The organism is Amycolatopsis iheyensis (genome assembly GCF_024703995.1).
GTDB lineage: Bacteria > Actinomycetota > Actinomycetes > Mycobacteriales > Pseudonocardiaceae > Amycolatopsis > Amycolatopsis iheyensis.
The window spans coordinates 232,808-249,893 of the sequence record NZ_JAMXQV010000008.1 but is presented as its reverse complement, the minus strand read 5'-3'; the positions used below and the strand labels follow the sequence as shown (position 1 = coordinate 249,893).

The following is a 17,086-nucleotide window of genomic DNA, read 5'->3' as shown; positions in this document are numbered from 1 at the left end:
CTGGCGCTGCGCGGGCTGGAGAAGCTGTGAGCGCCGCGGCCAACATCGTCGGCGGCCTGCTGGCGCTGGGCCTCCTCGGTTACCTCTTCGTCGCGCTGATCAAGCCGGAGAAATTCTGATGTCCGACACGACGGCCGGGCTCATCCAGCTCGGCCTCCTCCTCGCCGCCCTCGCCGCGGTCTACCGGCCACTCGGCGACTACCTGGCGCGCGTCTTCTCCACCGAGAAGCACCTGAAGCTCGAGAAGGGCCTCTACAAGCTCTTCCGGGTCGATCCCGACTCCGAACAGCGATGGCCGACCTACGCCGCGGGCGTGCTCGGCTTCTCGTTCGTCTCGATCGTCCTGCTCTACCTGCTGCAGCGCCTGCAGCCGCTGCTGCCGTGGAACCTGGGGCGCGGCTCGGTGAGCCCGGCCGTCGCGTTCAACACGGCGGTCTCCTTCGTCACCAACACGAACTGGCAGTCCTACGTCCCCGAGACGACGATGGGCCACTTCGTGCAGATGGCCGGGCTGACCGTGCAGAACTTCCTGTCCGCCGGCGTCGGCCTCGCCGTGGCGATCGCGCTCACGCGCGGGTTCGTCCGCGCGAAGACCGACCGGCTCGGCAACTTCTGGGTGGACCTCACGCGCGGCACGATCCGCGTCCTGCTGCCGATGGCGTTCGTCTTCGCGATCGTGCTCGTCGCGCTCGGTGTCGTGCAGAGCCTCAAGGCCGGCGTCGTTGTTACCAACCCGGACGGCAGCCAGAGCACGATCGCCCTGGCGCCTGCCGCGAGCCAGGAAGTCATCAAGGAACTGGGCACCAACGGTGGCGGCATCTTCAACGCCAACTCCGCGCACCCGTTCGAGAACCCCAACGCCTGGACGAACCTCATCGAGCTGTTCCTGATCCTGGTGATCCCGGTCAGCCTGACCCGCGCGTTCGGCAAGCTCGTCGGCAAGCCCAAGCAGGGTTACGTCCTGCTCGGCGTGATGGGCCTGCTCTGGGCCGCGTCGCTGGCGATCATCTGGTTCTCCGAAGCGAACGCGAACAACCCGGCGGCGCTGGCCGCGGGCGCGAGCATGGAGGGCAAGGAGCAGCGGTTCGGCATCGGCCTGACGTCGATCTTCGCCGACACCACCACCGGCACGTCGACCGGCGCGGTGAACGGCGCGCACGACAGTCTCTCCGGCCTCGGCGGCGGGGGACCGCTGCTGAACATGCTCTACGGCGAGATCTCGCCCGGCGGCGTCGGCACCGGCCTCTACGGCATCCTCGTCATGGCGATCATCGCCATGTTCCTGGCCGGCCTGATGGTCGGGCGCACGCCGGAGTACCTGGGCAAGAAGCTCGGCAAGCGCGAGGTCACCAGCGCGGCGATCTCGATGCTCGCGATGCCGACGGTCGTCCTGCTCGGCGCGGGGATCGCGCTGCTGCTACCCGGCACCGCGGGCGCGCTCGGCAACAGCGGCGCGCACGGGCTGTCCGAAATCCTCTACGGCTACGCGTCCACCGGCAACAACAACGGCAGCGCGTTCGGCGGCCTGACCGCGACGAACGACTGGTTCCAGTCGTCGTTCGGCGTCGCGATGCTGATCGGCCGGTTCGTCCCGATCATCGCCGTGCTCTGCCTGGCCGGATCCCTGGCCGCGCAACGCAAGGTGCCGGAAACCGCCGGGACCCTGCCCACCACCGGGCCGCTGTTCGCCACCATGCTCACCGGCACGGTGGTGCTCGTCGCGGCCCTCACCTTCATCCCGGCGCTCGCGCTCGGGCCCATCGCGGAGGCACTCGCATGACCGTCGGCGCCGGGGTGTTCAGCCCCCGCCAGCTCTGGACGTCGTTGCCCGACGCGTTCCGGAAGCTCAACCCGAAGCACCAGCTCGGCAACCCCGTGATGTTCGTGGTGTGGGTGGGTTCCGCGCTCACCACCGTCTTCGCGGTCACCGACCCGAGCGTGTTCACCATCCTGATCGCCGTCTGGCTCTGGTTCACGGTCCTGTTCGCGAACCTCGCCGAGGCCGTCGCCGAAGGCCGCGGCAAGGCCCAAGCCGAGAGCCTGCGGCGGTCGAAGAAGGAGACCGTTGCCCGCCGGCTCACCTCGGACGGTGAGGAGCAGGTGCCGGGCGTCGAGCTGAAGGTCGGCGACCTGGTCGTCGTCGAGGCGGGCCAGGTGATCCCCGGGGACGGCGACGTCGTCGAGGGCATCGCGACCGTCGACGAGTCGGCCATCACCGGTGAGTCGGCCCCGGTCATCCGCGAGTCCGGCGGCGACCGGTCGGCCGTCACCGGCGGCACGACCGTGCTGAGCGACCGGATCGTCGTGAAGATCACGACCAAACCGGGCGAGTCCTTTGTGGACCGGATGATCGCGTTGGTGGAAGGCGCTTCGCGGCAGAAGACGCCGAACGAGATCGCGCTGACGATCCTGCTTTCGACGTTGACGATCATCTTCCTGCTCGCCGTTGTGGCACTGCAGCCGATGGCCCGCTACTCCGGTAGCGAGCAGTCCGTGATCGTGCTGACCGCGTTGCTGGTCTGCCTCATCCCGACGACGATCGGCGCGCTGCTGAGCGCCATCGGCATCGCCGGGATGGACCGCCTGGTGCAGCGCAACGTCCTCGCGACCAGCGGCCGCGCGGTCGAAGCCGCCGGCGACGTCTCGACGTTGCTGCTGGACAAGACCGGCACGATCACCTTCGGCAACCGCCGGGCCACCGAGCTGATCCCGGTGGGATCGTCCACACCGGACGAACTCGCGCGGGCGGCCCGGCTGGCCAGCCTGGCGGATGAAACACCCGAAGGGCGCAGTGTCGTCGAGCTGACGTCGGACTACGCGGACCAGGACGAGCAGGGTGAGTTCGTCCCGTTCACCGCGCAGACCTGGATGTCGGGCCTCGACATCGGGAACCGGCGGATCCGCAAGGGCGCGGCGAGCGCCGTCCGCGCGTGGGTGCGGGACAACGGCGGCGAGTTCCCCGACGAGACCGAGCGCGTGGTCGACGACATCAGCGCCCAGGGCGGCACTCCGCTCGTCGTCGCCGAGGACACCGTGGTGCGTGGCGTGATCCGGCTGTCCGACGTCGTCAAGCCGGGCATGAAGGAGCGCTTCGAAGAGCTGCGCGCGATGGGCATCAAGACGGTGATGATCACCGGCGACAACCCGCTCACCGCCAAGGCCATCGCCGCGGACGCGGGCGTCGACGACTACCTCGCCGAGGCAAAGCCCGAGGACAAGATGGCGCTCATCAAGCAGGAGCAGGAGGGCGGGCGCCTGGTCGCGATGACCGGCGACGGCACCAACGACGCCCCGGCGCTCGCGCAGTCCGACGTCGGCGTCGCGATGAACACCGGCACGTCGGCCGCGAAGGAGGCCGGCAACATGGTCGACCTCGACAGCGACCCGACGAAGCTGATCGAGATCGTCGAGATCGGCAAGCAGCTGCTCATCACCCGCGGCGCGCTGACGACGTTCAGCGTCGCCAACGACCTCGCGAAGTACTTCGCGATCCTGCCCGCGATGTTCACCGGCATCTACGCCCAGCTGGGTGGCCTGAACATCATGCACCTGGCCACCCCGAAGTCGGCGATCCTGTCGGCGGTCATCTTCAACGCGCTGATCATCGTCGTGCTCATCCCGCTGGCCCTGCGCGGCGTGCGGTACAAGCCGTCGTCGGCCTCGGCCCTGCTGCGCCGGAACCTGCTCGTCTACGGCCTCGGCGGGATCGTCAGCCCCTTCCTCGGGATCTGGCTGATCGACCTGCTCGTGCGCCTCATCCCTGGAATCGGGTGAAGTTCGTGAACACTCTCGTCAAGCAGACCTGGGCCGGGCTGCGCGTCCTCATCGTGATGACGGTCCTGCTCGGGATCCTCTACCCCCTGGCCGTGTGGGCCGTGGCCCGGATCCCCGGGCTGGCGGGCAACGCCGAAGGCTCGGTCGTCACGCGGAACGGCCAGGCAGTGGGCTCGTCGCTCATCGGCGTCGACCCGGTGCCCGCCGACCCGGCGCACGACCCGTGGTTCCACACCCGGCCCTCGGTGGTCACCGCGGAGATGCCGTCCGGCGCGTCGAACAAGGGGCCGTACAACGAGGACCTGGTGAAGACCATCCAGGAGCGGCGTGCGGCCATCGCCCAGCGCGAAGGGGTGTCACCCGACCAGGTGCCGCCGGACGCCGTGACGGCGTCGGGATCGGGCCTCGACCCGGCGATCAGCGTGGCCTACGCGGACCTCCAGATCACCCGCGTCGCCCGGAACACCGGGCTGCCGGTGGATCGGGTTCGCCAGCTGGTCGAAGCGAACACCGGCGGAGCGGGAATCGGGGTCCCCGGCGTCGATGTGCTCCCGCTCAACTTGGCCGTGCAAGCCGCGGCCGGAGGGGCACACTGACAGCGTGACCAGTACGAAGAAGCCGCGCCGAGGGGAGCTGAGGATCTACCTCGGCGCGGCTCCTGGCGTCGGCAAGACCTTCGCCATGCTCGGCGAAGCACGCCGGCGGCTCGACCGCGGCACCGACGTCGTCGTCGGGCTCGTCGAGACGCACGGCCGCGAGAAGACCGCGGTCCTGCTCGACGGCCTCGAAGTCGTGCCGCGGCGCCACGCCGAGCACCGCGGCCGCGAGTTCGACGAGATGGACGTCGACGCCATCCTCGCGCGAGCCCCGGAAGTCGCGGTCGTCGACGAGCTGGCGCACACCAACGTCCCGGGTTCCCGCAACGCCAAGCGCTGGCAGGACGTCGGGGAACTGCTCGAAGCCGGGATCGACGTGCTGTCCACGGTCAACGTGCAGCACCTGCAGAGCCTCAACGACGTCGTCGAGCGGATCACCGGCGTCACGCAGCAGGAGACCGTGCCGGACGAGGTCGTCCGCCGCGCCGAACAGCTGGAGCTGGTCGACATCACGCCGGAGGCGCTGCGGCGGCGGCTCGCGCACGGCAACGTCTACCCGGCCGAGCGGATCGACGCCGCGCTCGGCAACTACTTCCGGCCCGGCAACCTCACCGCGTTGCGCGAATTGGCCCTGCTGTGGGTGGCCGACCAGGTCGACGTCGCCCTGCAGCGCTACCGCGCCGAGCAGCGGATCACCGACACCTGGGAGGCGCGCGAACGCGTCGTCGTCTCCATCACCGGCGGGCCGGAGAGCGAGACGCTCATCCGCCGCGCCAGCCGGATCGCCACCCGCGCCGGCGCCGAGCTGCAGGTCGTGCACATCCTGCGTGGTGACGGCCTGTCCGGGCTCGGGCCCGCCGCGATCGCCCGCTGCCGGACGCTGGCCGAGGAGGTCGGCGCGACCTTCCACACCGTCGTCGGCGACGACGTCCCGACCGCGCTGCTGGACTTCGCCCGCGGGGTCAACGCGACCCAGCTGGTGATCGGCACCTCGCGGCGTTCGCGCGTGGCGCGGCTGTTCGACGAGGGCATCGGCGCCGGCGTCGTGCGGCAGTCCGGCTCGATCGACGTCCACATGGTCACCCACTCCGAGGCCGGCGGGCGGCTGCGAGCCCGGCTGAGCGCGAGCCCGCTGGGCTTCTCGCGGCTGGTCGCGGGCTGGGTGCTCAGTGTCGTGCTGCCGGTGCTCGTCACCGTCGTCGGCTTCTTCATCCCGACCGGGCTCGACTTCGCCACCGATGTCATCTCCTACGTGCTGGCCACGGTCGTCGTCGCGCTGGTCGGCGGCCTCGGGCCGGCGTTGCTCGCGGCCGTGCTCGGCGCCGGGCTGTTGAACTTCTTCTTCACGCCACCGCTGTACACGCTGACCGTGCACACCCCGCAGAACCTCGTGACGCTGATCGCGATGGTCGTGGTCGCGGTGCTGGTCGCGCTCGTCGTCGACCAGGCCGCGCGCCGGGCGACGCAGGCCGCGCGCGCCCGGACCGAGGCCGCGCTGCTCGCCTCCTACGCCCGGACCGTGCTGACCCACGCGAACCCGATCGAGCGGCTGCTGGAGAAGGTCCGGGAGAACTTCGCCCTGACTTCGGTGACCTTGCTGGAGAAGCAGGACGGCGAATGGCGCGGGGTGGCGACCGCGGGGGAGCAGCCGTGTGCCGACCCCGACGAGGCCGACGTCGACATCGCCGTCACCGCCGACGTCCACCTGACGCTGCGGGGCCGGGCGTTGCCGGCGGCCGACCGGCGGGTGCTGGAAGCCGTGGCGGGGCAGGCGCTGCTCGCGCTGCGGCAGCAGCGGACGGCCGCCGCCGCGGCCCGCGCCGAGCGCAAGGCCGAGGCGACCGAGCTGCGCACGACGTTGCTGTCCGCGGTCGGGCACGACCTGCGCACGCCGCTGACGTCGATCAAGGCGTCGATCGGCAGCCTGCGCGCACCCGACCTCGACCTGTCCGAAGCGGACACGGCCGAGCTGATGGAGGCCATCGAGCTGTCGGCCGACCGGCTGACCGGGCTGATCGACAACCTGCTCGACTCGTCGCGGCTGGCCACCGGCGCGGTGAAGCCGCACCTGCGTCCGGTGGGCTACGACGAGGTCGTGGCGCACGCGCTGTCCACTGTGGACTCTTCGGACGGGGTGCGGGTGGCGGTCGACGACCAGCTGCCGTCGGTGCTGGCCGACCCGGGCCTGCTGGAGCGGGTGGTGGCGAACGTGCTGGACAACGCGCTCCGGCACGGCGGCGCGCCGGTGTCGGCGCGGGCGTCGGCGCACTCCGGCCAGGTGGAGCTGCGGATCGTCGACCACGGCAAGGGACTGCGCAAGGGCGCGGCGGACTCGGCGTTCGCGCCGTTCCAGCGCCTGGGCGGCGACCGGGACACGACCCCGGGCGTCGGGCTGGGGTTGTCGGTGGCGAAGGGGTTCACCGAGGCGATGGGCGGGACGATCCGCGCCGAAGACACCCCGGGTGGCGGGCTCACGGTCGTGGTCTCGCTGCCCGCGTTCAGCGTCGAGTTCGAAGAGGAGGGGGTGCGATGAGCGACCCGGGCGCCACCGTGCTGGTGGTGGACGACGAGCCGCAGATCGTGCGGGCACTGCGGATCAACCTCAACGCCCGCGGCTACAAGGTGATCACCGCGCACGACGGCACGGCCGCGTTGAAGGCGGTGGCCGAGACCAAGCCGGACGTGGTGGTGCTCGATCTGGGTCTGCCGGACCTGGACGGGACGGAGGTGATCGCGGGCCTGCGCGGCTGGACGACGGTCCCGATCATCGTGCTGTCCGCGCGCGGGGATTCGGCGGACAAGGTCCAGGCCCTCGACGCGGGCGCCGACGACTACGTCACCAAGCCGTTCGGCATGGACGAGCTGCTGGCCCGCCTGCGCGCGGCGGTCCGCCGCTCGGCGGTGGCGGGCGCGGACGACGTCGACGCGGTGGTGGAGACGTCGTCGTTCAGCGTCGACCTGGCGGCGAAGAAGGTCCGCCGCCACGACGGCGTCGAGGTGCACCTGACGAAGACGGAGTGGGGTGTGCTGGAGCTGCTGGTCCGCAACCGCGGCCGGCTGGTGGCGCAGAAGCAGCTGTTGCGCGAGGTGTGGGGCCCGACGTACGAAACGGAGTCCCATTACCTGCGGGTGTACCTGGCCCAGCTGCGGCGCAAGCTGGAGCCGGAGCCGTCGCGCCCCCGGCACTTGTTGACCGAGCCGGGCATGGGGTACCGCTTCGAGCTTTAGCGCGGTGGGTACCCCATGACCATGGACGGGACGAAGACGTGGCTGCGCGGCGGTGAGCGCATTCCTCCGGTGATCGTGCTGACGCTGGCGGTGGGCGCGACGTTCTGCGCCCTGGGCTGGGTCTTCACGTCGTTCGAGGGCGAGCTGACCTGGCTGCGCGTCGCGGCGGCCGGTGCGGGTGCTTTGCTGACGGTTTATCTGTGGGCGTTGTTCGCCGACCGGCTGAGGCGGCGCTGATGGGTGCTGGGGGGAAACAAGCAGTGGCCGGCCCGAGGAGTGCGGTCGTCCTCGCGTTGATCGCGATCGGGTACCTCGCCGGCGTGGCGGTCGCGGCCGTCGTCGGCAGCGCCGAGCCGTGGGCCCACGGCCTTTTCGGGATCGTCCCCGCCCTCGTCACCTACTACGCGGAGAGCTGGCGCCGCTGCGTTCGCTAGAACCAGAAGGTCGGCTGGTCGATCCCGAACCGCAGCTTCGCGTACCGCTTCGAAGCCGCCGCGGAGAAGTAAATGTGCTGGGACGCCGCGTGGAGGTCGCGGAAGCAGCGCTGCAGTGGCTGGTCCGCGTGCAACGCTCCCGCTCCCGCGAAGCCGAACGCGATGTTCACCGCGCTCAGCGACGCGCGCATCGCCTGCTGGGTCGACAGCAGGAACTGGCCCCGCTGAGCCGCGTCCGGCACGTCGCCCGCGCACGCCGTGTCCCACAGCGTGCCCAGTGCGTCGAAGACGAACGCCCGCGCCGAACGCAGCCTGCCTTCCGCCCGGGTCAGCGCCACCTGGACGTCGCCGTCCTCGGCCAGGGGGCCCGGGCCCGGTGGGCGGAACTTGGCCGGGGCGAACTCGGTGAACTCGTCCAGCGCGCGCCTCGCGATGCCGAGCGGGACGCCCGCCAGCACCGTGCCGATGAACGTGAAGAACGGGAACCGCCACAGCGGGCCGTCGTGGCGGGCCGGGTTCGTGAACGGCGAGATCGTGTGCTCCTCGCGAACGACGGCCTCGATCTCGACGTCGTGGCTGCCGGTGCCGCGCAGGCCGCTGACGTCCCAGTTCTCGATCACCCGCACCTCGGCCGCCGGGACCACGGCCAGCCGCCAGTCCTGTGGGTCGCCGCCGGCGAAGCCGCCGTTGAAGAACAAGTCCGTGTGCGGGCTGCCGCTGCAGAAGCCCCACCGGCCGGTGAGCGTGAACTTGCCGGCGCCGTCCGGGGTCAAGCGGCCCATCGGCGCGAAGACGCCGCCGCCGATCGGGTCCGGCCGCCCGTTCACGAGCTCCGCCGCGACGGCCGGGTCGAGCCAGGCGAGGAACGCCGAGCCGTTGCCGATGGCGATCGTCCAGCCCGCGGACCCGTCGGCGCGGGACAGCTCCTCGATGACTTCGACGAACTCGGCGGGCGGCAGCTCCTGCCCGCCGAGGGCGCGCGGGGTCGCCAGGCGGAAGAGCCCGGCCTCCCGCGCCCGCTCGACGAGATCGCCCGGCAGGGTCTTGAGCTCCTCGGCTTCGACGGCCCGCCGGCTCAGCTCGGGTGCGAGCTCCCGCGCGGCGGTAACGGCGTCGGTCGTGGCTTGTCCCATCATGGTCAACGCCCCCTCAGGGTGTCATGATAGATGGACATCTATTTGATAGAGGAGTCTCTACATAAATGACCGAGCCTGTCAAGCGCCGGTACGACACGTCTCGCCGCCAGGAGCAGGCACGCGAGAACCGCCGCCGGATCCTGGCCGCGGCGTCGGGGCTCTTCCGCGAGAAGGGGTACGCGGCCACGGCGATGCCCGAGGTGGCGAAGACGGCGGGGGTCGCGGTGCAGACGGTCTACAAGGCGTTCGCCAACAAGGCGACGCTGCTCAAGGCGGTCTTCGACGTGACGGTCGCGGGCGACGACGAGGATGTCCCGATCGCCGGGCGCGACTTCATCGCGGCGATCCAGGTGGAGCCGTCGCCCGCGCGCAAGATCGAGATGTACCTGACGCACCTCGCGGGGATCGCCCCGGTGGTGGTCCCGGTGCAGCTGCTGGCCCGCGACGCGGCGGCGGCCGACCCGGCGGCGGCGGAGGTCTGGGCCCAGATGCGGGCCGAGATGCTGACGGCGATGACGTACTTCGCGGCCGACCTGGTGGCCACCGGCCTGGTGCGCGCCGGCCTGACGGCCGACGACGTCCGCGACGTCCTGTGGACCTACCACGGTCCCGAGCAGTACGAACTGCTCTGCCTGGAGCGGGGATGGTCGCCGGAGCGCTATGGGAGGTTCCTGCGCGACGCGATCATCGCGGCGGTCCTGGCCTAGCGCCCCAATGTGGCCTTGGTTGCGTCTGACGCACCCAATGTGGCCTTCGGTGCGTCAGACGCACCGAAGGCCACATTGGGGCGCTCGGGGTCAGGCTTACTGGGCGTGCGTCGGGCTCCCGGTCGAGCCGGTCGTGCCCGTCGTGGTCGGCGACGGCGAGCCCGCGGTGCTCGTCCCGCCGCCGCTCGGCGTGGTCGAGGTCGGCGGCTCGGGCGTCGTGCTCGGCGGGGGAGTCGTCGACGTCGGCGGCTTCGGCGTCGTGCTCGCCGGCGGCTTCGGCGTGGTCGACTGCGGTGGCGGGTTGCCCGTGTCGTCGCGGGGCGGCGGGGGCGGGTCGGCGTGGGTGACCACCGTTGTCGTGGTCTTGCCGTCCGGGCTGATCGACACGACCGTGCTCGGCGCGGTCGAGGGCGCCGCCGACGTCGATCCCGAGGTCGGGGCGCCGACCGTCGAGGGGCCGTTGGACGACGGGGTGTTCGGCACCGTCTGCAGGCCGGCCTGCGAGGTGCCCTGGCCGCCGGTGCCCCCGGTGCCGCCCGCGGTGCTGGCGGGGTCCGGGCCGGCGAGCTCGGCGACCGCGGCGAACGCGGTCGCGACCACCAGGCCGGCGACCCCGAGCACGACGTACCCGGTGCGGTTCGGTTTGCTGCTCTTCGGCGGGGCGGTGTCGACCCTGGTCACGTGCGGCCCGTCGGGGCGGGACATTGCAGGCTCCTCGGGGGTTCGGGAGAGGCGCGGTCGAGGCCGTGAATCGATCACTGCGTTCCCGGGCGGGGGAACCCGGGAGGGCGACCTCGGCGGCGAGGTTATCACCGTCGGTGCCGCATTCGCCCAGGTAGTGAGCCTGCGTGATCACTGTGCGCAGTCGAAGTGTCCGGAAAGGATGAAAGCGTGAGTGAGGGACAAACGAACACCCGGTTGACGGCGTGGGTGCGCGGTCGCGTCCAGGGTGTCGGTTTCCGCTGGTGGACCCGGAGCCGGGCGCTCGAACTGGGGCTGGTGGGCAGTGCCCGCAACATGCCGGACGGGCGTGTCGAGGTCATAGCGGAGGGTGATCGAGACCACTGTGAGCGGTTGCTCGCCGCCCTGCGGTCCGGAGAATCACCCGGAAGTGTGGAGAGCGTCGTCGAGCGCTGGTCCGACCCGAAAGGGGGACTCGGCGGCTTCCTCGAACGCTGATGCGGACCTTGGTACTTCCGGGGCCGGTGTGGTTCATGAGGTTGCTGAGACCTCGAACGATGTGCTAGGGCGCGCCGAGGAGGGGGCGCGTCCGGCGGCCTCCGGGCACCCCCAGGTAGCCTGGGACGATTGATTCGCCAGTAATCGCGGCCAGAGGGGTCAGCACCACGTGCACCTGAAAAGCCTGACGCTCAAGGGCTTCAAGTCCTTCGCCTCGGCCACCACGCTGCGCTTCGAACCCGGCATCACCTGCGTGGTCGGGCCGAACGGCTCCGGCAAGTCGAACGTGCTGGACGCGCTGCGCTGGGTCATGGGCACCCAGGGCGCCAAGGACCTGCGCGGCGGCAAGATGGAAGACGTCATCTTCGCCGGCACCGCGGGCCGCGCCCCGCTCGGCCGCGCCGAGGTCACCCTCACCATCGACAACGCCGACGGCGCGCTCCCCATCGAGTACGCCGAGGTGTCGATCACCCGCCGGATGTTCCGCGACGGCGCGAGCGAGTACGAGATCAACGGCGACCGCTGCCGCCTGATGGACGTCCAGGAGCTCCTCTCCGACTCCGGCATCGGCCGCGAGATGCACGTCATCGTCGGGCAGGGCCAGCTCTCGGCGATCCTCGAGTCCAAGCCCGAAGAGCGCCGCGCCTTCATCGAAGAGGCCGCCGGCGTCCTCAAGCACCGCAAGCGCAAGGAACAGACCCTGCGCAAGCTGGCCAACATGCAGGGCAACCTCGACCGCCTCGGCGACCTCACCACCGAGCTGCGCCGCCAGCTCAAGCCGCTGGGCAAGCAGGCCGAGATCGCCCGCAAGGCCCAGTCCGTGCAGTCCGAGCTGCGCGACTCCCGCCTGCGCCTGCTCGCCGACGACCTGGTCACCCAGCGGACCACGATCGAGCGCGACGAAGCCGACGAGAAGACCGCCCGCCAGCGCCGCGCCGAGGTCGAGCAGCACCTGGAGCTCGTCTCCGCCGAGGAAGCCGAGCTGGAGGCCTCGCTCGCCGAGGACGCGCCGCTGCTGCAGACCGCCCAGGAGACCTGGTACAAGCTCTCGGCGCTGGCCGAGCGCCTGCGCGGCACCGTCCGGCTCGCGATCGAGCGGCAGCGGCACCTCTCCGCCGACGTCGCCGCGCACACCGGCGGCCGTGACCCCGAGGAGCTGCTCGAAGAGGCCGAGCGCGTCGCCGAGCAGGAGGAAGAGCTCAACGAGGCCGTCATGGAGGCCCGGGAGCTGCTGGCCCAGACCGTGCTGCGGCGCGAAGACCTCGAACAGCGCGTTCAGGCCGCCGAGCGCGCGCACTGGGCCGCCGTCCGCGCCATCGCCGACCGCCGCGAGGGCATGGCCAAGCTGACCGGCCAGGTCGAGGCGCTGCGCAGCAAGAACGGCGCCACCTCCGACGAGATCGACCGGCTCAGCGTCTCTCTCGAGGAGTCCGCCGAGCGCGCCGAGATCGCCGTCGAAGAGCTGGAAATGGCCAAGGCCGAGGGCGGCGCGGAGGAGTCCGACGACGCCGGCCTGATGGATCGCCACGACCGCGCGGTCGAGGCCAACAACGCGGCCAAGGCCCGCGTCGAAGAGCTGGTGAAGGCCGAGCGCGCCGCCGAGCGTGAGATCGCGTCGGAGAAGGCACGTGTCGAGGCGCTGTCGATGGGCCTCAAGCGCAAGGACGGCGCGGGCGCGCTGCTCGGCGCGTCCCACGAGCTGCCGGGCCTGCTCGGCTCGGTCGCCGCGCTGCTCACCGTCGAGCCGGGTCACGAGGTCGCGCTGGCCGCGGCGCTCGGCCCGGTCGCCGACGCGGTCGCGGTCACCGGCGGCGAAGACGCCCTGCGCGCGTTGAAGTACCTGAAGGACACCGACTCCGGGCGGGCGGGCATCCTGCTCGGCGGGCCTGACTCCACTGTGGACACCTACGGCTGGCCGGCGCTGCCGGAAGGCGCGCGCTGGGCCCGCGAGGTCGTCACGGCGCCGGCGCAGCTGCGGCCCGCCGTCGAGCAGGCCCTCGACAAGCTGGCCCTGGTCCGCGACCTCGAGTCGGCGCGGCACCTCGTCGCGGTGCACCCGGAGGTCCGCGCGGTCACCGCCGAAGGCGACGTCTTCGGCGCCCGCTGGGCGATCGGTGGCTCGGGCAAGCGCGAGAGCGTCATCGAAGTCCAGGCGGCCGTCGACGAAGCGGGGGAGCGGCTGCGCACGGCCGAGCGCTCGCTGGAGCGCTACACGGCCGAGCTGGAAGGCGCCCGCGCCGAGCAGCAAGCGCGTCGCGAAGAGGTCTCGCAGGCCAAGGACGCCCTCGGGGACGCGAAGGTCCGCAAGGCCCGCTCGTCGGAGCGGCTCAACCGGCTGCAGCAGGCGGCCCGTCAGGCCCAGGCCGAGGTCGAACGCTTCACCGGGCAGCGCGCGAAGGTCGAGCAGAGCCGCGAGCAGGCCTTGGCCCAGCTCGCCGAGTTGGAGGAACGGCTCGCCGCCGTCGCCGAGCAGCCCGTCGAAGACGACCCGGACACCGCCGAGCGCGACGCCGCGGTCGAAGAGTTGGCCGTCGTCCGGCAGGAAGAGATGGAGGCGCGGCTCGCGCAGCGCACCTCCGAGGAGCGGGCCCGCGGCATCGCGGGCAAGGCCGAAGGGCTCCGCCGCGCCGCGCACGCCGAGCAGCAGGCCCGTGAACGCGCCGAGCGCGCGGCCGCGGCCCGCAAGCGCGGCGCCGAGATCGCCAACGCCGTCGTCAACGGCGGCGAGCTCGCCCTCGAACGCATCGAGCACTCGGTGCAGCGCGCGGCCACCGAACGCGACCAGGTCCAGGCCCGCCGCCAGAGCCGCGAGCAGGCGCTGACCGGCGTCCGCGCCAAGGTCCGCGAGCTGACCGGCGAGCTGGAGAAGCTGACCGACGCCGTCCACCGCGACGAGGTGCTGCGCGCCGAGCAGCGGCTGCGGCTGGAGACCTTGGAAGCGAAGATCGCCGAGGACTTCGGCATCGGCCTCACCGACCTGGTGCAGGAGTACGGCCCGGACGTCCCGGTCCCGCCGAGCGCGGGCGAGCTGGCCGAGTACGAGGCGGCCAAGGACCGCGGCGAGGACGTCACCCCGCCGCCGCCGATGCCCTACGACCGCGACACGCAGGCCCGCCGCGCCAAGCGCGCCGAGAAGGACCTGTCGTTGCTGGGCAAGGTGAACCCGCTGGCCCTGGAGGAGTTCGCGGCGCTGGAGGAGCGGTACAAGTTCCTCTCCACGCAGCTGGAAGACCTCAAGGACACCCGCAAGGACCTCGAAGCGGTCATCAAGCAGGTCGACGAGAAGATCCTCGAGGTCTTCGCCGGCGCCTACGCGGACGTGGCGCGCGAGTTCGAGACGGTGTTCGGCGTCCTCTTCCCGGGCGGTGAGGGCCGGATGGTCCTCACCGAGCCGGACGACCTGCTCTCCACCGGCGTCGACGTCGAAGCGCGCCCGCCGGGCAAGAAGGTCAAGCGGCTTTCACTGCTGTCGGGTGGCGAGAAGTCGCTGGTCGCGGTGGGCATGCTGGTCGCGATCTTCCGCGCCCGCCCCTCACCCTTCTACGTGATGGACGAGGTCGAGGCGGCGCTGGACGACACCAACATGCGCCGGCTCATCGGGCTGCTGGAGCAGCTGCGCGACTCGTCGCAGCTGATCATCATCACCCACCAGAAGCCGACGATGGAGATCGCGGACGCGCTCTACGGCGTGAGCATGCAGGGCGACGGCATCACGAAGGTGATCTCGCAGCGCCTGCGCACGGCGGAGGAAGAGCCGGTCCCGGTCAGCTGACCCAAGCGCCCCAATGTGGCCTTCGGTGCGTCTGACGCACCGAAGGCCACATTGGGTGCGTCAGACGCAACCAAGGCCACATTGGGGCGCTTGCTAGCCGGCGACCCAGAACGTGTAGTCGGCCGAGTAGCGGACCGCGGTCTGCGCGCCGTCCGCGCAGGTCCCGGCCGGAGCTACCCCGCCCCGCGTGTTCAGCCGCTGGACGTACGTCACCTTGCCGAAGATCCCGTCGCCGGTGTTCAGGTTCGCCTTGAGCAGCAGCTGCGGGATCGCGCCTTCGCGCGGCGAAGAAGCGGCCGCCGCCGCGCCGACCGTGCTTCCGTCCACAATGGACGTCCAGACCGGGCCCTTGCTGTGCAGTGCCACCGGCTTGCCGTGTCTGGACAGCACCGCCGCGGGCTGGATCAGCGTCCAGGCCCCGGCCGTGCACCCGTAGATCTGCACGCCTTCGGCGGCGTACGAAGCCAGCGCGCGGTTTCCGGCCGGGACCTTGATCGCGTCCGGCACCTTCGCGGGCGCCGGGCTGGCCGAAGCCGTCGCCGCGCCGCCGACCAGCAGGGCGCCGACCGCGAGCGCCACCGTCATCCGGTTCATGAACCCACCTTCGAAATCCTCCCGCCGCTTCCCGGCGGGCTCCCGCAAGACGACACGGGAGCCCGCCGGGAACGGTTCAGAAGAATCAGGCGGCGGGGACCTCCGCTTCCGCTTCGCCGGCGGCTTCGGCCTCGGCCGCCTTCGGGTCCGGCGTGCGGTGCCGCAGCGACAGCAACCCGCCGACGACCAGCGTGATCACCACGCCGAGCAGCGTGTACCACGGGTACGCCAGCGCCACCTTGTCCCCGGCCGCCTTCGAGAAGTCGATGCCGATGAGCCCGCCGGTCTTCGCGCTGAACTTCAGCCCGAGGATGACGAACGCCATCACCACGACCGTCGCGACGAACGCGATGATCGCGTCCAGCTGGCGGGCCTTCTTGATCACCAGGCCGAGCACGAACGCGCCGAGCAGCGCGCCGTAGGTGTACCCGGTGATCGCCAGGCCCAGCTCGATGACCGAGTTCTTCGTGGTGGAGAACAGCGACGCGAAGAGCGCGAACACGACCGCCCAGATCAGTGTCCACATGCGACCGTGCTTGAGCAGCTTCGAATCCTCCGGCGCGCGCTTGGTGAAGCGCTGGTAGAGGTCGGCCACGGTCGACGTCGAAAGCGCGTTGAGCGCCGACGCCAATGCGCCCATGGTGGAAGCGAGCACGCCCGCGATGAGCAGGCCCGACACGCCGACCGGCAGGTCGTCGATGATGAACCGGGAGAACACGTCGTCCGGGCTCTGCAGGCCGAGCTGCGCCACCGACTTGCGGCCGTTGAACACCCACAGCATCGCCCCGACCAGCAGGAACAGCGCGAACTGGATGGTGACGATGATGCCGCTGCCGATGAGCGCCTTCTGGCCGTCGCGCAGGCTGCGCGTGGCCATCAGCCGCTGCGCGATCAGCTGGTCCGCGCCGTGCGAGGCCATCGACAGCGCCGCGCCGCCGAGCACCGCCGTCACGAACGCGTACGGGCTGGTCAGCAGGTTCTTCGTGAAGTCGACGAGCATGAACTTGCCGTCGTCGGACGCCTGGGTCATCCAGTCGCCCGGCAGCTTGTTGAGCAGCACGATCGCCGCGACCGCCGCGCCGCCGAGGTAGAGCGACAGCTGGATGACGTCGACCCAGACGACCGCCTTGATCCCGCCGATGTAGGCGTAGATCAGCGTCAGCGCGGTCAGGATCACCACGATCACCCAGTAGTCCAGGTGGATGTTGTAGTGCCCCAGGATCACCTTGATCGGGATCGCGCCGGCGAACAGGCGCACCCCCTCGGCGAGCAGCCGGGTGATCACGAACGTCACCGAGGCCGTGCCCTGCAGCCCGGACCCGAACCGCTTGCCCAGGAACGCGTACGCGCTCACGAGGTTGCCGCGGAAGTACCGCGGCAGCAGCACGAACGCGGCGATGACGCGGCCGATGATGTAGCCGAAAGCCAGCTGCAGGAACAGGAACGCGTTGCCGAAGACCAGCCCCGGCGTGCTGATCACGGTGAGCGTCGAGGTCTCCGTGGCCACCACGGACAACATCACCGCACCCCAGGGGAGGCTGCGCTCGCCGACGAAGTAGTCGGCCGCCGACCGTTGCTTCCGGCCGACGAGCACGCCTATCAGCGGCATCGCCGCCAGGTAGACCACGATGATCGCGAGGTCAACACCGCGCATGGACTTCTCCTA

General features: G+C 71.0%; 15 protein-coding genes. 11 read left to right on the top strand and 4 right to left on the bottom strand.

The window, feature by feature from the left end; all coding sequences use genetic code 11:
* The first annotated feature begins 26 nt into the window (after positions 1-26).
* From kdpF to M8542_RS17835, 8 genes are read left to right on the top strand one after another with little or no spacing between them, the layout of a single operon-like run.
* Complete coding sequence (gene kdpF / locus M8542_RS17870) at positions 27-119, top strand: K(+)-transporting ATPase subunit F (RefSeq protein ID WP_257921303.1); 93 nt, start codon at positions 27-29, stop codon at positions 117-119.
* On the top strand, positions 119-1,780 hold the full coding sequence (gene kdpA, locus M8542_RS17865; protein WP_257921302.1) for a potassium-transporting ATPase subunit KdpA: 1,662 nt from the start codon (positions 119-121) through the stop codon (positions 1,778-1,780). The genes kdpF and kdpA overlap by 1 nt, the downstream gene beginning before the upstream one ends.
* Positions 1,777-3,774, top strand: a complete 1,998-nt coding sequence (kdpB, locus tag M8542_RS17860; protein WP_257921301.1) for a potassium-transporting ATPase subunit KdpB — start codon at positions 1,777-1,779, stop codon at positions 3,772-3,774. Before kdpA ends, kdpB begins: the two co-directional genes overlap by 4 nt.
* A 5-nt stretch (positions 3,775-3,779) precedes the next feature.
* Positions 3,780-4,370 carry a potassium-transporting ATPase subunit C gene (locus M8542_RS17855; protein ID WP_257921300.1) on the top strand — a complete coding sequence of 197 codons (591 nt, stop codon included), beginning with the start codon at positions 3,780-3,782 and terminating at the stop codon, positions 4,368-4,370.
* Between the two features lie 4 nt (positions 4,371-4,374).
* A complete protein-coding gene (locus tag M8542_RS17850; protein ID WP_257921299.1) occupies positions 4,375-6,903 on the top strand; it encodes a sensor histidine kinase in 2,529 nt (842 codons plus the stop codon).
* Positions 6,900-7,598, top strand: a complete 699-nt coding sequence (locus M8542_RS17845; protein WP_257921298.1) for a response regulator — start codon at positions 6,900-6,902, stop codon at positions 7,596-7,598. Before M8542_RS17850 ends, M8542_RS17845 begins: the two co-directional genes overlap by 4 nt.
* Before the next feature lie 21 nt (positions 7,599-7,619).
* A complete protein-coding gene (locus M8542_RS17840; protein WP_257921297.1) occupies positions 7,620-7,835 on the top strand; it encodes a hypothetical protein in 216 nt (71 codons plus the stop codon).
* A complete protein-coding gene (locus M8542_RS17835; protein ID WP_257921296.1) occupies positions 7,835-8,032 on the top strand; it encodes a hypothetical protein in 198 nt (65 codons plus the stop codon). Before M8542_RS17840 ends, M8542_RS17835 begins: the two co-directional genes overlap by 1 nt.
* Here the strand turns inward: M8542_RS17835 and M8542_RS17830 are convergent.
* Complete coding sequence (locus M8542_RS17830) at positions 8,029-9,168, bottom strand: acyl-CoA dehydrogenase family protein (RefSeq protein ID WP_257921295.1); 1,140 nt, start codon at positions 9,166-9,168, stop codon at positions 8,029-8,031. The two genes, M8542_RS17835 and M8542_RS17830, sit on opposite strands and share 4 nt — an antisense overlap.
* 65 nt (positions 9,169-9,233) lie before the next feature.
* On the opposite strand from M8542_RS17830, the gene M8542_RS17825 reads away from it, so the two are divergent.
* On the top strand, positions 9,234-9,875 hold the full coding sequence (locus M8542_RS17825) for a TetR/AcrR family transcriptional regulator (RefSeq protein WP_257921294.1): 642 nt from the start codon (positions 9,234-9,236) through the stop codon (positions 9,873-9,875).
* A gap of 96 nt (positions 9,876-9,971) precedes the next feature.
* Here M8542_RS17825 and M8542_RS17820 read toward each other — a convergent pair whose 3' ends face one another.
* On the bottom strand, positions 9,972-10,580 hold the full coding sequence (locus tag M8542_RS17820; RefSeq protein WP_257921293.1) for a hypothetical protein: 609 nt from the start codon (positions 10,578-10,580) through the stop codon (positions 9,972-9,974).
* A gap of 186 nt (positions 10,581-10,766) precedes the next feature.
* On the opposite strand from M8542_RS17820, the gene M8542_RS17815 reads away from it, so the two are divergent.
* Both M8542_RS17815 and smc read left to right on the top strand, forming a co-directional pair.
* Positions 10,767-11,054 carry an acylphosphatase gene (locus tag M8542_RS17815; protein WP_257921292.1) on the top strand — a complete coding sequence of 96 codons (288 nt, stop codon included), beginning with the start codon at positions 10,767-10,769 and terminating at the stop codon, positions 11,052-11,054.
* A gap of 169 nt (positions 11,055-11,223) precedes the next feature.
* The gene (gene smc / locus M8542_RS17810; RefSeq protein WP_257921291.1) at positions 11,224-14,826 is read left to right on the top strand and encodes a chromosome segregation protein SMC; all 3,603 of its coding nucleotides are present in this window, start codon (positions 11,224-11,226) and stop codon (positions 14,824-14,826) included.
* A 93-nt stretch (positions 14,827-14,919) separates the two neighbouring features.
* Here the strand turns inward: smc and M8542_RS17805 are convergent, their stop codons facing one another.
* Together M8542_RS17805 and M8542_RS17800 are read right to left on the bottom strand one after the other, a co-directional pair.
* Positions 14,920-15,420: a DUF3455 domain-containing protein gene (locus M8542_RS17805; RefSeq protein WP_257921290.1), complete on the bottom strand. Its 501-nt coding sequence runs from the start codon at positions 15,418-15,420 to the stop codon at positions 14,920-14,922.
* 85 nt (positions 15,421-15,505) lie between these two features.
* Entirely contained in the window at positions 15,506-17,074 is a 1,569-nt protein-coding gene (locus M8542_RS17800) for a sodium:solute symporter (RefSeq protein ID WP_257921289.1), read from the bottom strand.
* Between the last annotated feature and the right edge of the window lie 12 nt (positions 17,075-17,086).

Bases quoted from the DNA above. Each gene is read 5' to 3' on its own strand.
- kdpA (WP_257921302.1), top strand. From the start codon at position 119: ATGTCCGACACGACGGCCGGGCTCATCCAGCTCGGCCTCCTCCTCGCC.
- kdpB (WP_257921301.1), top strand. From the start codon at position 1,777: ATGACCGTCGGCGCCGGGGTGTTCAGCCCCCGCCAGCTCTGGACGTCG.
- M8542_RS17845 (WP_257921298.1), top strand. From the start codon at position 6,900: ATGAGCGACCCGGGCGCCACCGTGCTGGTGGTGGACGACGAGCCGCAG.
- M8542_RS17840 (WP_257921297.1), top strand. From the start codon at position 7,620: ATGGACGGGACGAAGACGTGGCTGCGCGGCGGTGAGCGCATTCCTCCG.
- M8542_RS17835 (WP_257921296.1), top strand. From the start codon at position 7,835: ATGGGTGCTGGGGGGAAACAAGCAGTGGCCGGCCCGAGGAGTGCGGTC.
- M8542_RS17830 (WP_257921295.1), bottom strand. From the start codon at position 9,168: ATGATGGGACAAGCCACGACCGACGCCGTTACCGCCGCGCGGGAGCTC.
- M8542_RS17825 (WP_257921294.1), top strand. From the start codon at position 9,234: ATGACCGAGCCTGTCAAGCGCCGGTACGACACGTCTCGCCGCCAGGAG.
- M8542_RS17820 (WP_257921293.1), bottom strand. From the start codon at position 10,580: ATGTCCCGCCCCGACGGGCCGCACGTGACCAGGGTCGACACCGCCCCG.
- M8542_RS17805 (WP_257921290.1), bottom strand. From the start codon at position 15,420: ATGAACCGGATGACGGTGGCGCTCGCGGTCGGCGCCCTGCTGGTCGGC.
- M8542_RS17800 (WP_257921289.1), bottom strand. From the start codon at position 17,074: ATGCGCGGTGTTGACCTCGCGATCATCGTGGTCTACCTGGCGGCGATG.